Source organism: Actinoallomurus bryophytorum (assembly GCF_006716425.1).
Taxonomy (GTDB): Bacteria; Actinomycetota; Actinomycetes; order Streptosporangiales; family Streptosporangiaceae; genus Actinoallomurus; species Actinoallomurus bryophytorum.
The window spans coordinates 3,632,827-3,651,721 of sequence record NZ_VFOZ01000001.1; the positions used below are offsets into that span (position 1 = coordinate 3,632,827).

The 18,895-nt window shown below is 67.0% G+C and carries 19 protein-coding genes; 4 read left to right on the top strand and 15 right to left on the bottom strand.

Annotated elements, in window-relative coordinates; translation table 11 throughout:
- Window positions 1–29: 29 nt before the first annotated feature.
- Window positions 30–347 (bottom strand): hypothetical protein, encoded by a 318-nt coding sequence (locus tag FB559_RS17105; RefSeq protein WP_221640058.1) that lies wholly within the window; start codon window positions 345–347, stop codon window positions 30–32.
- A 294-nt stretch (window positions 348–641) separates the two neighbouring features.
- Here FB559_RS17105 and FB559_RS17110 point away from each other — a divergent pair, with 294 nt between their 5' ends.
- Window positions 642–2,732, top strand: a complete 2,091-nt coding sequence (locus tag FB559_RS17110) for a glycoside hydrolase family 36 protein (protein ID WP_141956540.1) — start codon at window positions 642–644, stop codon at window positions 2,730–2,732.
- Window positions 2,733–2,792: 60 nt separating this feature from the next.
- Here the strand turns inward: FB559_RS17110 and FB559_RS17115 are convergent, their stop codons facing one another.
- The 5 genes from FB559_RS17115 to FB559_RS17135 all read right to left on the bottom strand — a co-directional run bounded on the left by FB559_RS17115 (window position 2,793) and on the right by FB559_RS17135 (window position 5,638).
- Complete coding sequence (locus FB559_RS17115) at window positions 2,793–3,548, bottom strand: DeoR/GlpR family DNA-binding transcription regulator (RefSeq protein WP_141956541.1); 756 nt, start codon at window positions 3,546–3,548, stop codon at window positions 2,793–2,795.
- Window positions 3,549–3,622: 74 nt separating this feature from the next.
- Window positions 3,623–4,408: a methyltransferase domain-containing protein gene (locus FB559_RS17120; RefSeq protein WP_141956542.1), complete on the bottom strand. Its 786-nt coding sequence runs from the start codon at window positions 4,406–4,408 to the stop codon at window positions 3,623–3,625.
- The gene (locus FB559_RS17125) at window positions 4,405–4,761 is read right to left on the bottom strand and encodes an ArsR/SmtB family transcription factor (RefSeq protein ID WP_141956543.1); all 357 of its coding nucleotides are present in this window, start codon (window positions 4,759–4,761) and stop codon (window positions 4,405–4,407) included. Before FB559_RS17125 ends, FB559_RS17120 begins: the two co-directional genes overlap by 4 nt.
- Before the next feature lie 62 nt (window positions 4,762–4,823).
- Window positions 4,824–5,231 carry an arsenate reductase ArsC gene (locus FB559_RS17130; protein ID WP_141956544.1) on the bottom strand — a complete coding sequence of 136 codons (408 nt, stop codon included), beginning with the start codon at window positions 5,229–5,231 and terminating at the stop codon, window positions 4,824–4,826.
- 35 nt (window positions 5,232–5,266) lie between these two features.
- Entirely contained in the window at window positions 5,267–5,638 is a 372-nt protein-coding gene (locus FB559_RS17135; RefSeq protein ID WP_141956545.1) for an ArsR/SmtB family transcription factor, read from the bottom strand.
- A 117-nt stretch (window positions 5,639–5,755) separates the two neighbouring features.
- Between FB559_RS17135 and FB559_RS17140 the strand changes: the two genes are divergently transcribed.
- On the top strand, window positions 5,756–6,205 hold the full coding sequence (locus FB559_RS17140) for an ArsI/CadI family heavy metal resistance metalloenzyme (protein ID WP_141956546.1): 450 nt from the start codon (window positions 5,756–5,758) through the stop codon (window positions 6,203–6,205).
- 94 nt (window positions 6,206–6,299) lie between these two features.
- A complete protein-coding gene (locus tag FB559_RS17145) occupies window positions 6,300–7,217 on the top strand; it encodes a hypothetical protein (RefSeq protein WP_141956547.1) in 918 nt (305 codons plus the stop codon).
- Window positions 7,218–7,245: 28 nt separating this feature from the next.
- Here the strand turns inward: FB559_RS17145 and FB559_RS17150 are convergent, their stop codons facing one another.
- The 9 genes from FB559_RS17150 to FB559_RS17190 all read right to left on the bottom strand — a co-directional run bounded on the left by FB559_RS17150 (window position 7,246) and on the right by FB559_RS17190 (window position 17,138).
- Complete coding sequence (locus tag FB559_RS17150) at window positions 7,246–8,376, bottom strand: serine hydrolase domain-containing protein (RefSeq protein WP_185792263.1); 1,131 nt, start codon at window positions 8,374–8,376, stop codon at window positions 7,246–7,248.
- 856 nt (window positions 8,377–9,232) lie between these two features.
- Window positions 9,233–9,454, bottom strand: a complete 222-nt coding sequence (locus tag FB559_RS17155) for a hypothetical protein (protein ID WP_141956549.1) — start codon at window positions 9,452–9,454, stop codon at window positions 9,233–9,235.
- A 204-nt stretch (window positions 9,455–9,658) separates the two neighbouring features.
- A complete protein-coding gene (locus FB559_RS17160; RefSeq protein ID WP_141956550.1) occupies window positions 9,659–10,303 on the bottom strand; it encodes a hypothetical protein in 645 nt (214 codons plus the stop codon).
- Between the two features lie 99 nt (window positions 10,304–10,402).
- Window positions 10,403–12,568: an RNA polymerase recycling motor ATPase HelR gene (gene helR / locus FB559_RS17165; RefSeq protein ID WP_141956551.1), complete on the bottom strand. Its 2,166-nt coding sequence runs from the start codon at window positions 12,566–12,568 to the stop codon at window positions 10,403–10,405.
- Window positions 12,565–13,833 (bottom strand): glycosyltransferase, encoded by a 1,269-nt coding sequence (locus tag FB559_RS17170; RefSeq protein ID WP_246121685.1) that lies wholly within the window; start codon window positions 13,831–13,833, stop codon window positions 12,565–12,567. Before FB559_RS17170 ends, helR begins: the two co-directional genes overlap by 4 nt.
- Before the next feature lie 229 nt (window positions 13,834–14,062).
- The gene (locus FB559_RS17175) at window positions 14,063–14,680 is read right to left on the bottom strand and encodes a hypothetical protein (protein ID WP_141956553.1); all 618 of its coding nucleotides are present in this window, start codon (window positions 14,678–14,680) and stop codon (window positions 14,063–14,065) included.
- Window positions 14,681–14,685: 5 nt separating this feature from the next.
- Window positions 14,686–15,120 (bottom strand): hypothetical protein, encoded by a 435-nt coding sequence (locus FB559_RS17180; protein WP_141956554.1) that lies wholly within the window; start codon window positions 15,118–15,120, stop codon window positions 14,686–14,688.
- Window positions 15,121–15,153: 33 nt separating this feature from the next.
- Window positions 15,154–15,552: a YbaB/EbfC family nucleoid-associated protein gene (locus FB559_RS17185; RefSeq protein ID WP_141956555.1), complete on the bottom strand. Its 399-nt coding sequence runs from the start codon at window positions 15,550–15,552 to the stop codon at window positions 15,154–15,156.
- A 134-nt stretch (window positions 15,553–15,686) separates the two neighbouring features.
- The gene (locus FB559_RS17190) at window positions 15,687–17,138 is read right to left on the bottom strand and encodes a M1 family metallopeptidase (RefSeq protein ID WP_141956556.1); all 1,452 of its coding nucleotides are present in this window, start codon (window positions 17,136–17,138) and stop codon (window positions 15,687–15,689) included.
- Between the two features lie 681 nt (window positions 17,139–17,819).
- Here FB559_RS17190 and FB559_RS17195 point away from each other — a divergent pair.
- Window positions 17,820–18,866 carry a glycoside hydrolase family 11 protein gene (locus tag FB559_RS17195; protein ID WP_141961748.1) on the top strand — a complete coding sequence of 349 codons (1,047 nt, stop codon included), beginning with the start codon at window positions 17,820–17,822 and terminating at the stop codon, window positions 18,864–18,866.
- Window positions 18,867–18,895: the final 29 nt, after the last annotated feature.

The window sequence follows — 18,895 nt, forward strand, 5'->3', positions numbered from 1 at the left end:
CGGAGCCGGCCACGAGTCGCAGGGCGGTGTCACGTCGCGGACTCCCGCAGCCTGGGATAATTCAAGACCTCTACGAACATGATCCTGTTGTGGACGACGTCGAGGATCAGGTCCCCCTTCCCGGGAATCAAAGGCACGCAGCGATGACCAGGACCGTACGCTCCGTCCGGTGGTTCGGCCGTGTAGAAGCTTTGGCAGAAATGGCCGGTACAGGTACACCAGCTGTGCAGCCGGATATCCCACGCGCAGATCGCCAGATCGACCTCATCCGCTTCCCTCAGGCAGGCGATGAGCTCGGCCACAAGTTCCGGGAACAGTTCGCGTACAAGAGGCTGGTCCTGATCCACGGGGAGACCGTACCTCTGCGAGCGACCATGCATGAGTGCGTGCACGGGGAGCCGCACAACACCTCCCACGTCGACGCCACGAGGCATCATCCAGTGCGCATTTGATCATTATCTTGCGCACTTCGCCTGCAATCTTGACGGTATTTGTCCGTAGGTTTACGTTTCCGTCATATTCGCGCAACTTCGCCCGGACGACCGTGCGCGGTTGTGCGACAGCCCCACTCAACTGACGGCCGCTCACGAATCGGCGCCCTCCTCGGCGACACCCCCTGCATTCGACGAACGGAGCTTCACATGACCGACATGACGCGGCGTACCGTGCTGAAAGTGGCACTGGGGGGTGCGGGCCTGACCGCCCTGCCGGCCGTGACGGGAGGCCTGGCCACGGCCGAGGCCGCGGTCTCCCCGAACCAAGGTCCCAAGCTCGTCGGGGTGGGTGACGCCTCCATCACGCTGGAGTTCGACGACCAGCTGCACAGCAGGGTCGCCGTGGACGGCCGGCAGGTGACGCGGTTCGACGCCGGCGAGGCGCTGATCCTCGGCGATGCGACGATCGACACCTTCGGCTACCGCGGTCATCAGACACGCAAGACGCGGCACGACCGGCACGGAGACGGCGTCGTCGTGACCATCCAGGGCGAGTCCAGCGACCACGTGCGGAAGACGGTGGAGCTGACCACCTACCGCGGGCTGAGCGGGATGACCGTGATGAAGGTGACGTACACCAACCTCTCCGGCAGGCCGCTGAACGTCACCGGGTGGCGCAACGGCGCCCACGAACTGCTGGCGAAACCGGGCGGCTTCTACACCTTCTCCGGCTCCACCCATGAGGACCGTCGCGACTGGGTGCAACCGATGTCCGACGACTTCTTCCAGGAGAACTCCCTGGGCATGGACGCCTCCGACTACGGCGGTGGAACCCCGCTGGCATCCGTCTGGCGCCAGGGCGCCGGCGTGTCCGTCGGCCATGTCGAACCCGTGGCGCGGATCCTGCGCATGCCGGTCCGCAAGACGGCGAACGGGGCGAGCATCGCGATCGAGGGCGACACCCCTCTCACCCTGAAACCGCGACAGAAGCTGACCACCGACACCACGTTCCTGGTCGCGCACCAGCGCGACCATTTCGTGCCGATGCAGCGCTACCGCGACTACATGAGCGACATCGGGTTGCGTGCCCCCAAGGTGCCGGAGTCGGCGTTCGCCCCGGTCTGGTGCGCCTGGGGATACCAGCGCGACTTCACCGTCGAGCAGGTGCTCGGGACGCTGCCCAAGGTGCGGGATGTCGGGCTCAAGTGGGCCGGTCTGGACGACGGCTGGCAGACGAACGAGGGCGACTGGGACATCAACCTGGCGAAGTTCCCAGGTGGCGAGGCGGACATGCGGGCGTTCACCCAGAAGATCCGGGACGCCGGTCTGTTGCCGAGACTCTGGTGGGCGCCGCTGGCGGCCGACCCCGAGAGCAACCTGTACAAGGAACACCCGGACATGCTGCTGCTGGATGCCAAGGGCAACAAGCAGGACGTGAGCTGGTGGGACTCCTACACCGTGTGCCCGGCGTACCCGCCGGCCGTCGACTACTTCGCCGGACTGGCACGAAAGTTCATCGGCGACTGGGGCTACGAGGGGCTGAAGACCGACGGTCAGCACCTGAACGCGGTCGCGCCCTGCTACAACCCCGCTCACGAGCACGCCCGGCCGGAGGAGTCGACCGAGGGGCTGGCGCGGTTCTGGAAGGCGATCCACGATGCCGCGCACGCGGCGAACCGTGACGCCGTGGTCGAGCTCTGCCCGTGCGGCACCGCCTTCGCCTTTCACAACCTGCCCTACGTCGACCAGTACCCGGCCTCGGACCCGGAGTCGTCGTACCAGGTCCGGAGCAAGGGCAAGTCGATGAAGGCGCTGATGGGGCGGGGCAGCAGCTACGCCGGCGACCACGTGGAGCTGAGTGACGGTGGCGACGACTTCGCCTCCAGCTACGGCGTCGGAGCGGTGCTGTCGACCAAGTTCACCTGGCCGAGCGACGCACCCGGGACGAAGCCCAGGGAGAGGGTGGTGCTGACGCCGGAGAAGGAGGTGCTCTGGCGCAAGTGGGTGTCGCTGTACAAGAAGTACATGCTGTCCACCGGGGACTACCGCGGCGAGCTGTACGACATCGGCTTCGACAAGCCCGAGGCCCACGTCATCGCCAAGGACTCCACCCTGCACTACGCGTTCTACGCCGACCAGTGGAACGGAAAGGTCGAGCTGCGCGGTCTGGACCAGGGCCACCGGTACCGGCTGACCGACCCGTTCAGTGGCGCCTCTCTGGGCATCGCCGACTCACGGCGCGACACCCTTGAGCTGACGTTCGAGAAGTTCCAGCTCGTCGTGGCCGAGCGCATCTAGCGACCTGGCGGGCAGTGGCCCGGTACGCCGGACGTGCCGGGCCGCTGTCCATGCCCTGGTTCAGACCGCGGTCACGCGGACGCCTGCCCGCTCGAGGGCCTTGAGCTGGTCGGGATGGGCACCCCGATCGGTGACAACGTCGGTCACGCCGGAGAGCAGGCTGATGCGGGCGAACGTGACCTTGCTCAGCTTGGAGCTGTCCGCGATCACGACGCTGCGCCGCGCCCTGCGCAGAAAGGTCAGATCGGTCTGCGCCTCCATCTCGTCGTACGTCGTACAGCCCTCTTCCGGCGTGAGGCCGTCGACGCCGATGAAGGCGATGTCGAGGTGGTAGTTCGCGAGCATGGCCTCCGCGGCCGGCCCGACGAGTTCGTACGACGAGCGGGCGATCCCGCCGATCAGCACGAGCCGGATCCCGGCGTGCCCGACGAGCTCGGCGGCGATGTTGATCGCATTCGTCACCACGGTGATTCCGCGCCGTTCGACCAGGGCGCGGGAGAGCTCGAGCGCGGTGGTGCCGCCGGTCATTCCGACGACCGAACCCTGCTCGACGAAGCCCGCGGCGGCGCGCCCGATGCTCTTCTTCTCGGCTTGCCGCAGGGCCGCCTTGACCCGGGTGGGTACCTCGTCACCGGATTCGTTGGCCGTGGCACCGCCATGCGTCCGGACCAGCAGCTGATGCCGGCTCAGCGACTGCAGATCACGGCGAATCGTGGCGCCGGACACGCCTAGCGCGTCGGCCAAGGTGCCGACGTTCACGGTGCCGTGCTCGCCGACCTGCTCGAGGATCGCACTCAACCGTTCTGCCTTGCGCACAGATCGCACTGTACCAAGGTAAAGCGGATTTTAGATTGCGCGCTAAATGTGCATTCCACGCATTTAGCGCGCAATTATCGGCGCAGATTGAGCGTCATTTGATGCGTCAGCGTTCCAGCCGAGGCGTCCGGCTTGGTGGCTTGGACGATGACCGAGGACAGGCCCGGCGCGACCCGGTGTGTGCGGGTGATCGTGATGGCGGTGAAGCCGGCGGTCAGGAGCTGGTCGCGGTACGCGGTGGCGGTGACGGTCCCTGAGGCACACCCGATCTTCCGCTCCGCCGCCGCCCGTTCGCGTTCACTGAGTTCTTCGTCGCAGGTGACGTCGGTGATGCCGAGGCGCCCGCCGGGCTTGAGGACGCGGAAGGCCTCGGCGAGCACGCGGGGTTTGTCGGCGGACAGGTTCACGACGCAGTTGGAGATGACCACGTCGAGGTGGCCGTCCGGCAGCGGGATGTCCTCGATGTGGCCGTGCAGGAACTCGGTGTTGTCCACGCCGCAGGCGTTGGTGCGGGCGAGGGTGAGCATGTCGGGGCTGGCGTCCAGACCGTAGACCTTTCCGGTAGGACCGGTGCGGCGGGCGGACAAGATGACGTCCAGGCCCCCGCCGGAGCCGAGATCAAGGACGGTCTCACCGGCGGCGATGTCCGCGACGGCCAAGGGGTTGCCGCAACCGAGACTCGCGCGGAGCGCGCCGTGCGGGACGGTCTCGTCGGTGGCGTACTCGGTCGCGCCGAGGCAGTCGGTGTCGCAGGTGCCGGTGGGTGCCTGGCCGGCCATGGCCTGGCGGGCAAGGCCGGAGTAGCGGTCCACGATGTTCCTGCGCTGTTGGTCGATGTCGTGCGGAGTGGTGCCGGTCATCGCGGCTCACCTGTTTCGCAGGTCGTGGCGCCGGGTTGTACGGGGACGGGATGTCCCATGACGACGTCGGCGGCGGTGGGGAAGCAGCTCACGCAGGTCTGGTTGATCCGGTAGTACCGCGCCGTCCCGTGCTGCTCGACCAGGACGAACCGGACCTCGGCCAGCACCTTGAGGTGTGCTGAGACGGTGGACTGCCCGACGTCGACCGCGTCCACGATCTGGCCGACCGTCATCGGCTCGCCGCGGCGGGCGAGCAGGGACACGACCTGGATTCGTGTCGCGTCGGCCAGAGCTTTGAACCATGTCGCGTACTCGGCCGCGGTCGATCGAGCCAATATCTCGTCAGTTTCCATCGTTAATCGACGATAGACGATGGATTTGTGGCTGGATAGACCGGACCGGTTCCGTACGGGGATCAGTGTGCCGGGAGGAGCTCGGTGAGGAGTTCGCGTACGCGGGCGTCGATCTCGTCGCGGATCGGGCGGACCTGCTCGACCGGCTTGCCGGCCGGGTCGTCGAGTCGCCAGTCCAAGTAGCGCTTGCCGGGGAAGACCGGGCAGGCGTCGCCGCAGCCCATGGTGATGACGACGTCAGCGGCACGGACCGCTTCGGTGGTCAGTGGCTTGGGGAACTCCTTGGCCAGGTCGAGGCCGAGCTCATCCATGACCGCGACGACGGCCGGGTTGATCGTGTCCGCGGGAGCCGATCCGGCGGAGCGGACGCGAACGCGCCCGGCGGCGTGGTGGTCCAGCAGAGCCGCGGCCATCTGGGAGCGGCCCGCGTTGTGGACGCAGACGAACAGGACCTCGGGGAGATCGGGCACCAGGACTCCTTGTACGCGGGCGGCGGACGGGGCGGTCACGCGGTGACCAGGCCGGCGGCCTGCCGGGGCCCGAGAATCGCCGACAGACGCTCCAGGGCGGCGGGCTTGATCCAGTAGTACACCCACGTGCCGCGACGCTCGGAGTCGATGAGCCCGGCCTGCTTCAGCACCTTCAGGTGATGGCTGATCGTCGGGGCGGTCAGCTCGAAGGCGCCCGTCAGGTCGCAGACGCACGCCTCGCCGCCCTCGTGGCAGGCGATCAGCGACAGCAGCCGCAGCCGGACCGGGTCCGCGATCGCCTTGAACAGCGGCGCCAGCTCGTCGGCCTCGGCGGCGTTCAGCGGCTCACGGGTCAGCGGCGCACAGCACGCGGTCACGTCCACGACCGGCAACTCTTGCTTCGACATATCTCTAATTTGACATCCATCTACATCCAGACGCAAACTGACGACGTCCCGCTGATTCGAAATCTGTCTAAGCAGGATCGCCGGCACCACTCCGACGTACGGAAAGGACCACCGCACATGTCCCGTGTCCAGCTCGCTCTGCGGGTCGCCGACCTGGAGGGCTCCATCGCCTTCTACTCCAAGCTGTTCGGCGTCGAGCCCGCCAAGCGCCGACCCGGCTACGCCAACTTCGCCGTCACCGAGCCGCCGCTGAAACTCGTCCTGCTCGAAGGTGAGACCGGCGAGGCGACCCGGATGGACCACCTCGGCGTCGAGGTGGAGGAGACCGCGCAGGTTACGGCGGCCACCCGGCGGCTGAAGGACGCGGGCCTGGCCACCTTCGAGGAGAACGACACCTCCTGCTGTTACGCGCTCCAGGACAAGGTCTGGGTGCACGGCCCCGGCCAGGAGCCCTGGGAGGTCTACACGGTCAAGGCGGACACCGACGTTCTGGACAAGGCCCAGGACTCGGTCTGCTGCGCCGGCGGAGATGACATCGATGACGAGAAGGTGGCCGCCGGCGGATGAGCCACCGGACCGAGCCGCCGCACCTCAAGGCGGCGACGCCAGACGACTCGCGCTTTGAGCGGGAAAGGGGAGATGGCGTGGGGTGTCCTCCCTTATGAGGGAAATCGCGGATCACCGGTCGAAAGAATCAATCTCGGGCGGCCTGACCGCCGCCGCGCTCACCGGCGCCGCGGCGGTGGCCACGGCGCCGGTGGCCGAGGCACAGACGATCATCGTGCCGTGCAGCACGCCCGCGCTCGTCAGCGCCATCACCACGGCCAACACACGTGGCACCGCCACACTGAGGCTCTCCGCGAACTGCACCTACACCATCACCTCACCCGTGACCGCCACAGACGGACTGCCGGTGATCACCCGGAACGTCACGGTCATCGGCGGGTCGCGAACGACGATCAGGCGTGACCCCGCGGTGGCGACGATCTTCCGCATCTTCGAGGTCGCCGCGGGCGCCCGGCTCAGCGTCGCGGGGATCACCATCCTGAACGGAAACAGCGGCGCGGCTGCCAGCGGTGGCGGAATCCTCACCAACACCAACAGCATCCTGGTGCTGGACCGCGTCACCATGTCGGGCAACACGGGGAGCGCGGGTGGTGCGGTCGCCGTTGTGGCCGCCAGAGCGACCATCTCGCGTTCGGTCTTCACCGCGAACTCGGCGATCAATTTCGCCGGGGGCGGGATCTTCATCATCGGCCCCAGCGTCCTGGATCTGGCCGCGAGTCTCGTGAACGCGAACGTCGCACCCAGCGACGGAGGTGGCCTCAACGTTCAGCCGGGCGCGACGGCCAACATCACCCAAGACACATTCAGCGTCAACCGGTCCGGGGGCGCCGGCGGCGGGATCGCCGGCCTTGGCCGCATCACGCTCACCCGTACGCTCGTGGAGCGCAACCAGGCCACCGTCGGCGGCGGCATCACCGGCAACTCCAGAACGACCCTGATCCAATCGATCATCCGCAACAACGTCCCGGACAACTGCGCCCCTCTGAACACGATCCCCGGGTGCGTCAACTGATGCGGCCCGCTGACAGGGAACCACCGCTCTAGGACTCGAGGGCGATCGTGGCGAGGTGGCGGGCGATGCCGTTGCTGTTGGTGGCCTCCACGTTGCTGAGCACGACCACCTCGATGTCGTCATCGGGCAGGTACATGTTGCTCGCGGCATAGCCCTGGAGAAGACCCGGGTGGTAGAAGAGCCGGTGCCCGTCGAGCCGGTCGATGATCCAGCCGAAGGCGTACGCGCTCGACGGCAGGTTGAGACAGCCGGCGGGCGGGCACGCGGCCTGTGCCGTGAACGCCTGCCTGACGATGGCGGGCGGTGCGACCAGGTACGCGCCGAACGACCGGTCCCAGCGAGCGATGTCGTCGGTGTTGGAGTAGATGCCGGTCGCGGAGAACGCCTCGGAGCCGTTGGTGGGCGGGGCGGGTGACCCGACGGTGAAGTAGCCCTTCGCATATCCCGGGGGCGGGTTTCCGCGGCTGTAGCCGGTGTGCCGGAGGTTCAGCGGGCCGGCGATCTCGTCATGCAGTGCCGCACCGTACGGCTTGCGCGTCACCGTCTCGATGATCGCCCCGGCCAGGATGAAGCCGGAGTTGGTGTATTTCCAGCTGGTGCCGGGAGGGAAGTCCAGCGGCAGGTTGATGAACCGCTGGATGATCTGCTGGGTGGTGGTCGGCTGCGAGAGCAGGTCGAAGAAGCCGGGCAGTCCCTGGATATCGGGGATGCCCGAGGTGTGGGTGACGGTCTGGCGGATCGTGATGGGCAGCCACGCGTTGGGGCAGGCCGCGATGAATCTCGGGATGAGATACGGGCAGACGGGGTCGTCCAGGCGCACCCCGCAGCTCTGCAGTTTCAGCACGAGCATCGCGGTGAACTGCTTGGTGACCGAGGCGAGCCGGAAGATCGTGTCCGTACGGAGGGGAATGTGGTTCTCCTCGTCGGCCTCGCCGGCGGCGAAACGCGCCAGCACCTGCCCACGCCGCAATGCCAGGACGGATCCGGTGAACCCGTTCGCGGCCAGATCCGCGAGGTAAGCCTGCATCGCGGCGGCGGTCGGATCACCCGGCGGTGCCGGTGAGGTGGCCAGCGGGGCATTGGTGGCGGCGGTGTCCTCGTCCTCACAGAGCTGCTGCGCGTCGCTGATGTTGGAGTTGCCGTTTCGGACTCCGGCCACGACCCGTCCCCGATGACGGTTGCGGTTGACGTTGCGGCCGCTCGACCGACCGCCATGGAGCCCGCAGCAACCATCGTCGGCGATGACCCTTTCAGCGGTACCCGCCGCGGCTCCGGCAGGAAGTGTGGCGCATGGGGCGAAAGCGACGGCTCCGGTGAGAACGGAGCTGGAAATGGCGATCGCCATGCTGTTGGGAAGTCTCATCGAGCAACCACCTTGGCGAAAAACGACAAAGGACTGGGATCGGATTTCGCTTAACGCGGCGACGATTTTCCGCATAGAGAGCAATATGCCAAGGGCTCGCCACTCCGACGTTATGCCGCATGATCCGCTAACGTCGTCCCCTGGGCCAACTCCAACGAAACCGCGTAATGGGAGACTTGGCGTCGAGCGGGCACGCTCGACGGAGGCACTTTAATCAGGCGCAATTTGCGGGTATTGCTTCATTCTCACCCTATTTCGCGCATGACCGCCAACGGCGGCACGCGGCTCCGGTATCGCCGGCTCGGCGAGCCGACGACCAAGGGACTCCATAGGCAAGGGGCCCAGGCCAGGGACATGATCCCCGACCTGGGCCTTGATCTTGTCACCGGCGTCCGTCTGGCCGCTGACAGCGGCGGTTCGGCACGCTTGCCGCCACGCGCTTCACTGGTGGGAAGGCGGCGATGGGCGGGGAGGCGGCTGGAGGTGATCCTGCTCGACAGGGGGCCACGGGCCCCCGCGGTGGATCCAGGTCAGCCGGCGCGGCATCCTCCTCGGCCTCGGCTGCTCCCCACCTGATATTCGTCCGGCGTGACATCGGGCCGGCCGTCCAGAAAGGTGTCGGTCAACGTCGTGACCGACGTGCGGCGAACCGCTACTTGCCGGCAGCGTGCAGTTCGGCCAGGGCCTGGGCGGCGCGGGCGTACGGCAGATTGGCCAGGTCGGCAACCGTCTTGATACCAAGCGCTTCGTTCAGGAGCTCGCCGGTACGGTCGGAGATCCCCTTCAGGGCCGCCACCGGCGCGGCCATGATCTCCGGCAGACTCTTGTCCGCCCATGCCTTGTCGAGCACGTTCGTCAAATCGATCGAAGCCACTGAGGTCCTCCAGGGACATGTCGGGGTGATGGCGGACAAATTCCCGCATCGTCCGCTTTTCTACCGCGTGATGGCCATACGCGGGTCCAGAACCCGGGAAGATCACCGTGTTTCGTCCCCTTGCCGACCGGACGTCGCCTTTTATTCGCGTGGTGGCCGTCCAGGCGCTGCCGGCCACCACGCGGCGCATGGTGGCCCGTCCCTCTAGCAGAAGGCGATCGCTGCCCCGGTCTGGACCGAATGCTTCGCCGCATGGATGAGCCGCAGGCACACGAACGACTCGATGCCGTAGCGCTGCCAGCCGTCGCCGGCAGACGTTCCGGCATCGGCTGCCTCGGCGACCTCGTCCGACTCGGGGTCGAGGTCTTCGGGCAGGCCGAGGGCGGCGGCGACGCGGCGGGTCTCCGTCAGCAGGCGAACCGACGAGCCGAGGTAGCTCCCGGTGAGGCGTTCGTCGACGATGACCTGCGCGAAATCCACTGGTACGTAGTAGCCCTCACAGTCGGAATGGTGGATCAGATGGGTGAACGGGCCGGCCGGATCCCCAGGTAGATCGGCGTAGGCCTTCTTGAGCAGTGGGTCGTCCGTGGCGTCCCGGCTCTCCAGCAGCGGCTCGGGCAGGCTCGCGTCCGCCGCCAGGTGAACAGCGAGACGTCGCACGGTATGCAGCCCGGAATATCCCCACATGTCGAACCACGCGGCGTCCTCTACGTGCAGGTCGGGCTCGTCCCACGGCCCGGCTCCGGCCAGATCGAGCAGCTCACGAATCACCGTGAAGTCCGCGCGGACCATGTCGGCGTACTCGTCATCGTCCTCGGTCAGGATGCCGACGGCCATGCTCAGTCCCATGGCGACAATCTTGCCGGCGTGGTCCGACAGAACCGGGCGGCACGGTCGATCGCCGGAATGTGGTGGTGACCGGCGGCGCACCTTCCGTACCGGCCGGGATCAAGAACTCGTGAGGATGACGAGTTGCCGGGTCGCCCGGGTCATCGCGACATAGCGGTCCACCGCTCCTTCGATGCCCTCGCCGAACGCCTCCGGGTCGATGAGGACGACCAGGTCGAACTCGAGCCCCTTCGACAGCTCCGGGGTCAGCGACCGGACGCGAGACGTCGTACGGAATGTGGGATCGCCGATGACGCAGGCGATCCCGTCGGCGTTCTCGGCGAGCCAGGTGTCGAGGATCGAGCCCAGCTCCGAGGTGGCTCCGTGTACGACGGGGAGGTCGCTGCCACGGATGGAGGTCGGCACGTTGGCGTCCGGGAGCACGGCGCGGATGACCGGCTCGGCCTCCGCCATGATCTCTTTCGGCGTCCGGTAGTTGATGCTCAGGGAGGCCAGGGTGACCCGGTCGAGCCCGATCCGCTTGAGGCGCTCCTCCCACGATTCGGTGAACCCGTGTCTGGCCTGGGCACGGTCCCCGACGATGGTGAAGCTGCGGGACGGGCAGCGGAGCAGCAGCATCTGCCACTCCGCGTCGGTGAGTTCCTGAGCCTCGTCCACGACGATGTGCGCGAACGGGCCGGCGAGCAGGTCGGGTTCGATGGTGGGCAGCGCGGCCTCGTCGACCAGGGCGTCCTGGAGGTCCTGTCCGCGCAGCATCGTCACCCAGCCCTCACCGTCCTCGTCGGCTTCGAGCAGATTGTCGATGACCATGGACCTGTGCTCGCGTTCGGCCGCGAGAGAGGCGTCATTGCGGCGCTTACGAAGCGCTGCCTCCGGGTCTCCGAGCCGTTGCCGTGCCGCGTCCAGGAGCGGCAGGTCGGACACCGTCCAGGCCTGGGCGTCCTCGCGCCGCAGCCGCCGTACGTCCTCGGTACTGAGCCAGGGAGCGCACATCCGCAGGTACGCGGGTACCGACCACAGGTCTCCGACCAGGTCGGCCGCTTCGATCAGCGGCCACGCGCGGTTGAAGGTCGTACGCAGCTCCTTGTCCTGCCGCAGCGACCTGCGGAGCAGGCCGGCCGAGACCTCGCCGTCCTGTGAGGCGTCGGCTTCGTGCTTGTCCGTCAGGATCGTGAGCAGTTCCTCCCAGATCTGGTCACGCGCCTCGTTGTGCGGAGTACCGGGTTCCGGCGCGTCGAACGCCTCGGCCCAATCCTCGGCGCTCAGCCAGATGTCGGACCAGTGGGTCCTGACCGACATCCCCTTGGTGGGCGGCTTCTCGTAGAACCTGACGGCCGGCTCGATCGCCTTCACCAGATCCGCGGAGGACTTCAGGCGGGCGACGTCCGGGTCGGCCTCGATCGCGGCCGTGGCCCCCTCGGCGACGAGGCCCCGCAGGGTGCAGGTCTGCACACCCTCCTCTCCGAGGCTGGGGAGGACATCGGCGACGTAGGCCAGGTACGGCTGGTGCGGACCGACGAACAGCACGCCGCCCCGGTGGTGACCGAGGCGAGGGTCGGAGTAGACGAGGTAGGCGGAACGGTGCAGAGCGACGACGGTCTTGCCCGTACCCGGACCGCCGTCGACGACGAGAGCCCCGCGCGACCCCGCGCGGATGATGGCGTCCTGGTCGGCCTGGATGGTGCCGAGCACGTCTCGCATCCGCGGCGACCGGTTGCCGCCCAGGCTGGCGATGAAGGCGGACTGGTCGTCGAGTGCGGCATGCCCTTCGACGCCGTCCGAGGTGAACACCTCGTCCCAGTAGTCGCTGATCCGGCCGCGGGTCCAGCGGTACCTGCGGCGGCTCGCCAGCCCCATCGGGTTGCCGTGGGTGGCTCCGAAGAACGGCTCGGCCGCGGGGGAACGCCAGTCGAGCAGCAGCCGGCGCCCCGTGCTGTCCGTCAGGCCGAGTCGTCCGACGTATACGGGCTCGGGATCGTCCGCGCCGACCATGTGGCCCAGGCACAGGTCCAGACCGAAGCGACGCAGTGTGCGCAGGCGTGCGGTCAGCCGGTGGATCTCCGTGTCCCGCTCCAGCGCCCGGGGACCTATGCCGCCGGGCGCCGCGCGCTCGGCATCGAGGCGTTCGGACAGGTCGGCGATCGACTGATCGAGACACTCGGCGATGGCCGCGAACTGCCGCTCATCGCCGGCGATAAGCGTCGGGTCGGCCTTGGGGGAAAGACGGTCGGGAAGGTCAAACGCGCTGGTGGTCAGCGGGTTCACGTATCAGCTCCGATTCGGGGTTGCTTGCGACCATTGCGGTTCACAGCGGACACCGGCGGCCTTTTCCGGCTGAGCGCGTCGATCAGCCGCGTCGCGGCCACCGTCGTCCCGTCCGTGCGGATCTTGGCGGCCACGGCGGTCGCTCGTACGCGGGTCGCGGGGGTCAGGGCCGTCTGGAGAACGGCTGACAGGGACTCGGTGGTCGGGACCGGGCCGTCGTGTGCCGCGCCGATGCCCAGGCCGGCCACCCGGCCCGCCCAGTACGACTGGTCCCCCGCCTGGGGTACCACCACCTGGGGCGCACCGGCCCTGGCGGCCGTCGTGGTCGTGCCCGCACCACCATGGTGTACGACGGCGGCCACCTGCGGGAACAGTGCCTGCTGGTTGACCTCGCCGATGACGAAACAGTCGTCACTGTCATCGATCAGGGCCAGGTTCGCCCAGCCGCGTCCGACGAGTGCGCGGCGGCCCTGCGCGCGGACCGCCTCGATGGCCACACGGGCGATGTCCTCGGAGACGAGGCGCATGCTGCCGAAGCCCACGTACACCGGCGGTGTGCCGGCGTCCAGGAACGTCACCAGCGCGGCCGGTAGCGGGCGCTCGTCCGGCAGGATCCACACACCCGTGCGTACGACATCGAGGTCCGGCGTCTCCTGCCACGGGCCCAGGGTCGGGTCGGTGGCCAGCCACGGGTGGTCGGTGAAGATGAAATCGCGGACGTCGTTCACCGGTGGCAGGCCGATCGAGGCCCGGTGGGCGTTGAGCGCCTCGCCGTGCAGCGCGTTGTAGCTCTGGGCGTTCAGGTCCCACAGCGCCCGGTTGCCGGTCACCTCAGGTGGCAAGGACCGGCCCGGCAGCAGCGCCGCCGACGGCGGCGCGTGGTGTGGTGACGGCAGCAGGTACGGGCAGAAGGTCGCGTAGACGTAGGGGATGCCCAGCTTCTCGGCCACCGAGCGGGAGGCGAAATGCGCGAGCCCGGTGGCCAGGAGCCCGTCACACCCTTCGGCCGCCGCGGAGACCGTGTCGAACAGCGCGGCCAGCTCGGACACGCGCCGGGAGGTGTCCGCCGGCGACGACGGCCGCACCATCGAGACCATCGGGGGGCCGACCGGTGTGTGCGGCACGCCGGCACCGGTCAGCAGCGCGACGAACTCCTCGTCCGGCGGCGCGCACATCCGTACCTCGGCGCCGAGTCCCCGCAACCGGGCCGCGAGTCCGACCAGGGGCTCGACGTCCCCGCGCGAACCATACGTCGACAACAACACCCGCACTTCGCATCCCCCAACTTCGCAGGCTCTGGCCTTGACCAGCGATTCTGCGCCACGACCGGGGGCTTGCCGCAAGCCCCCCGGTGCGCTATACGTTGAGAGTGGAGAGGGGTCGCCCTTTCCTTCGCCGTCCGCCGCGGACGGAGACCTCCCCGCGAAGCCACGACGCGCCGCGTGCGGCGGCGCCGCCGGCCCGGACTCTGCGCGTTGTGAGCTGCGATCCTGGCTAGCTCGTCAGCTTCTTCCCGGTCTTCTCGGTGTCGGGAGTGAAGCGCTTGGCGATGTCGTCGTAGAGCTTGCCCTCATTTTGGATGACCGACGTGCTGTTGGCCATGGTCGCGTTGAAGTCTTCCAGGTCGTACTGCGCGGTCTCGTCGAAGAAACCGATCAGCTTCTGCGCGCGCTTGTGGATCTCTCCGTCGTCCGACCAGGGCAACCACGCCCATTTCTGGTTTTCGTCCAGCTCCTTCTTGAGCTCGGCCAGCCCTCTGATCGCGGCGTTCTTGTAGGCGATAAGGGCCGCGTTCATGGCCAGGAGCGCCACGGACATCACCTTGAACGACTCGACCAGATTGGCGATGTTCCGTGCCGGGACATCGCGCCAGAAGTCCGCGAAAGCGTCGATCGCGGGACCTTCGTTCTTCTGGCCCACCGCCTTGATCTCGCGTTCGGGGTTCAGCTGCTCGAGCTCGGACTGGACGTTACCGCTACCCCATCGGTCTCCGCTGTGCTTGTAGTTGCCCTCGTCGTCGGTCGGCCAGCGGAACTGCATCGTGCCCTCCGCCGTCCAGCGCTTGACCAGATCCAAGAGGTCGTCCGGCAGGTTTATGGAATAGTCTCCCACCGTCATCAGCCTCGATTCTGCGTCTTGTCGAGTGCGTGGAAGACGGCGGTGATGTTGGCGTCTTCCACGGCCTTGATGTTGTCCGACATGCGGTACAGACCCTCGGCTCCGTAGGTGGCCTGCTTCGCCGTCGCCTTGACGGCTTTGATCGCTGATTCGTAGACCGCTCCGAAGGCCGTGTAGAAGTTCGCCGTCAGGAAGACCTCATACGATTCAGGCTTGAAATCATCAAGAGTCTCACTTTTGGTTTCCCCGGGATACGGATCACCGTACTTAAGGCCGAACAGCGACATCTGCTCGTGCATCGGCAAAGACATCGAAGCGTCCCAGGAGCCGTACTGGCTTCCCCCTGCGGGGTGGTAATGCTCCATGGTGTCATCGGTCGCGTTGAGGATCGCCTCCGCCGCGTCACTCAACGATTTCGGATCATATTTCGGCACGTGACTCCAGACCTTCCTTGTCGCGTCGACCTGTCACCGATTGCGCATCAGGCCGGCGATCACGCGATTGATCTCTTCCATCCGATGGGAGTACTCCGCGTGTATCTCTTCCAACTTCGTACGCAACCGGTCTTCGGAGCCGGGGGCGGGGTCATGCTCGGCGAGCCGGCCGAACCAGTCCTGCTGTGCTTCGCGTACCGCCTGCCGGGTCAGTTCACCGAGCGCCTGGGCATCCTGTCGCAGCGCCCGCGGGTCTATCTTCACCGTGTCAACGAGGCCGTCCGTACCGATGGTGACCTGCACGTTTCCGTTGTCGGACGCTCCACGACCTGTCGGCGGCGAGTCGGGCGCGGCCGGCCCACCCGGCCATACCGAGGCGGAGTCCGCCGGGGTCGCGTCTCGCCGCGCAGGGCGTTTGCGGAAGTCATCCATGGACAGCCCATCTCCCTCGTATGGATCGGCAGGGAAGCAGGTGGAGGTGTCGCCGAGCCAAGATCAAAAATGATTTTGAGAATAACAGGTGGCAATTACCGCTGGAAATGCCGGAGCCGGTCCGTGTTCGCGCCTCATACCGCCGGGGTGGTCTTCGAGTCGAGCCAGTGGTTGATGAGCGGCGTGAGGTCCTTGCCGGTGGACTGCTTGACCCACGCGGCGAAAGTGTCGCGGTCCTGGTTGGTGGAGCGGTGCTCTTGTGCCCAGCCACGCAGCATCGCGTAGAACTTCTTGTCGCCGACCTTCTTACGCATCTCGTCCAACATCACCGCCGGGCTGAGGTAGACGTTGGGTGAGGCGAACGCCCGCTTCTTGTAATGGCCGGGCGGTCCGTAGTCGTGCCGGAGCGTGCCGTCCTGGTCGCGCCGGATTTTGGTCATGACCTGCTCGAAGGGAAGAGCGCGCGGATCGTACTCGGCGAAGTACAAGATCTCGAAGTACTCCGCGAAGCCCTCGTTCAGCCACACGTCCTGCCAGGTACGCGGTGTGACCGTGTCGCCGAACCACTGGTGGGCGTACTCATGCGCGTACACCTCGGGGGGAAGGCCGGACATCAAGGTGATCATCTGCTGCGTCTCCATGCCGGAGTCTCCGGCGATCACCGCGCCCGCGCTGGGGAAGGGGTAGGGGCCCAGCCGCTTTTCCAGCCACGCGATGATTTTCGGGGACTGGCGCATGGTGGCGAGGTTCTTCTTCCGGTCCTTCGCACGGAGCCAGTAGGTGATCGGGAGGCCGTGCGGGCCGGTCTGTTTCACCATGGTCAGGCGGTCGGCGACGAAGGTGACCAGGTAGCTCGCGGTCGGATCACCCGAGTGCCAGCGGTAGACGGTCGAGTCACCCTGGGCGACCTTTCCCTGGAAGGTGCCGCTGGAGACGCCCGCCCAGCCCTTCGGCACGGTGATGGCGACGTCGTACAGCGCCTTGTCCGAGGGCTGGTCGTTCGACGGGTACCACGTGAAGGCCCCGTACGGCTCCTGCAGGGCGACCGCGGAGCCGTCCCGGTGCACGGCGAAACCGACGCGTCGGCTGTCCGGCCGTATCGCGTCGAAGCGCGCCTCCTTGGGCCGGCCGTGGTAGCGGATGGCGACCTCGGCGGTGGCGTCCTCGGCCATCCGCTTACCGGCCGGAATGATCAATCTGTCGCTCTGCCGCTTTACCGTCGCGGGTCTGCCGTCGACCGTTACGCCGTCGATCTTGAGCCGCTTGCTGAAGTCCAGCGTCACGTTGTCGGTGCCGGCGGCGGCGCGGACGGCCAGTGTCGCGGTGCCGGTCAGTTCCTTCTTGGGGGGCGACCAGGTCAGTGCGAGGTCGTAGTGCAGGACGTCGACCGCCGGATGCCCGCGCTCCGGGTAGTAGGTGTCGGCGACCGGCGCGGAGCGCCCGGCGGCGTACTTCGTCGCCAGGTCGGGCGCCGATGGAGTCGCGGTCCGTTGTCGGTGGGCCGTCCCCTTGTCCGGCGCGGACGAGCACGCGGCCGTGACGGCGGCGACGAGAAACAGTGGCAGAACAGCAGGCGAAACACGCATTGGCGGACCCCCGTGGTCATTTAGTCCGCTCACCCTAGGAGATGGCAAAAACGTATAAATGCCGTTTCGTGTCACGGTTCAAGCACGGTGCGGGCCGTCGGCAGGCTTTTGGTCTGTGGAAGGTCGGTGCAATTCCGGGAAGGTGGCCGGTTCGGTGAGTGCCCGGTGGAGGCAAGGTCCCATTCGGGCGTGACAGGGGCGGCGTAGTCAGGGTCGAAGAATCCGGCCCGCCGGCCGTCGGTATCAGGCGGCGTTGTACGGGACTGCGTCGCTGCGACCGATGATCACGCCCGTCGACAGCCGTCGGCGCCAGGCGGCGGATGGCGGAACGAAGCCGGCGGTCGCTTGGTACCAGGCGCTTGGCCCGCCTCTAGGCGGCTACCGATCTGTTTTCGAAAGATTTCGTACCACCTGCGGCCTTACCCGAGCTTACAAGAGGGTTTTCATTGCGGTGCCGAGTCATTCGAGGCCCTGGTCCGGCAGGTCACTGGGCATGCTCGGCCATAGGTGGGCGGCAGGATGATCGAAATATTTCGAAACCTATCGTTGACGATGCTCCGAACCGGGCGCATACTCCCCATCGATCGGCACCTCTCGCCGCAGAGCCGCCGCTTGCGATGGTTCTCGTGGCGGGTTCGCGGCCTGGCCCCCCGCCAGCGTTCACGAGGAGGAAGCATGCACATGAACGACGCCCCCGCCCACTGGAAGAGCCGCAGACGCGGCCGTACCAGGCTTCGCATCGGTGCGCTCACCAGGCTGCTCGCGGTCTGTGCCGCAGCGCTGCTCGCCGCCGCGCTGAGCCTGCCCGGTACGGCCGGTGCCGACCCGATCATCACCTCGAACCAGACCGGCACCAACAACGGCTACTACTATTCATTCTGGACGGATGGCGGCGGGTCGTCATCCATGAATCTCGGATCCGGCGGCAATTACAGCACTTCGTGGAGCAACGTCGGAAACTTCGTCGCCGGCAAGGGCTGGAGCAACGGCGGACGCAGAAGCGTGAACTACTCGGGCAGCTTCAACCCATCCGGAAACGCGTACCTGTCTCTTTACGGATGGACGTCGAACCCGCTCGTGGAGTACTACATCGTCGACAACTGGGGCACTTACCGGCCCACGGGAACGTACAAGGGTACGGTCACCAGCGATGGCGGCACGTACGACATTTACGAGACGACGCGAACCAACGCACCCTCCGTCGAAGGCACGAAGACGTTCAACCAGTACTGGAGCGTCCGGCAGTCGAAGAGGACGGGCGGCACCATAACCACCGGCAACCACTTCGACGCGTGGGCCCGTTATGGGATGAATCTCGGCAGTTTCAATTACTACATGATCCTCGCGACTGAGGGATACCAGAGCAGCGGGAATTCCAACATCACGCTGGACAGCTCCACTGGCGGTGGCGGTGGCGGTGGCGGTGGCGGTGGCGGAGGCGGCGGCGGTGGCGGTGGCGGCGGTGGTTGTACCGCGGCTCTGTCGGCCGGCCAGCAGTGGAGTGACCGGTACAACCTCAACGTCGCGGTGTCCGGTTCCAGCAACTGGACCGTGACGATGAACGTCCCGTCTCCAGAGAAGATCATCGCCACCTGGAACATCAGCGCGAGCTACCCCAGCGCGCAGGTGCTGACCGCCAAGCCCAACGGCAGTGGCAACAACTTCGGCGTCACCATCCAGACCAACGGCACGACGACCTGGCCGACGGTCTCCTGCAGCGCCGGTTGACCTCCGGACCAACCCACTGGACGTCACCC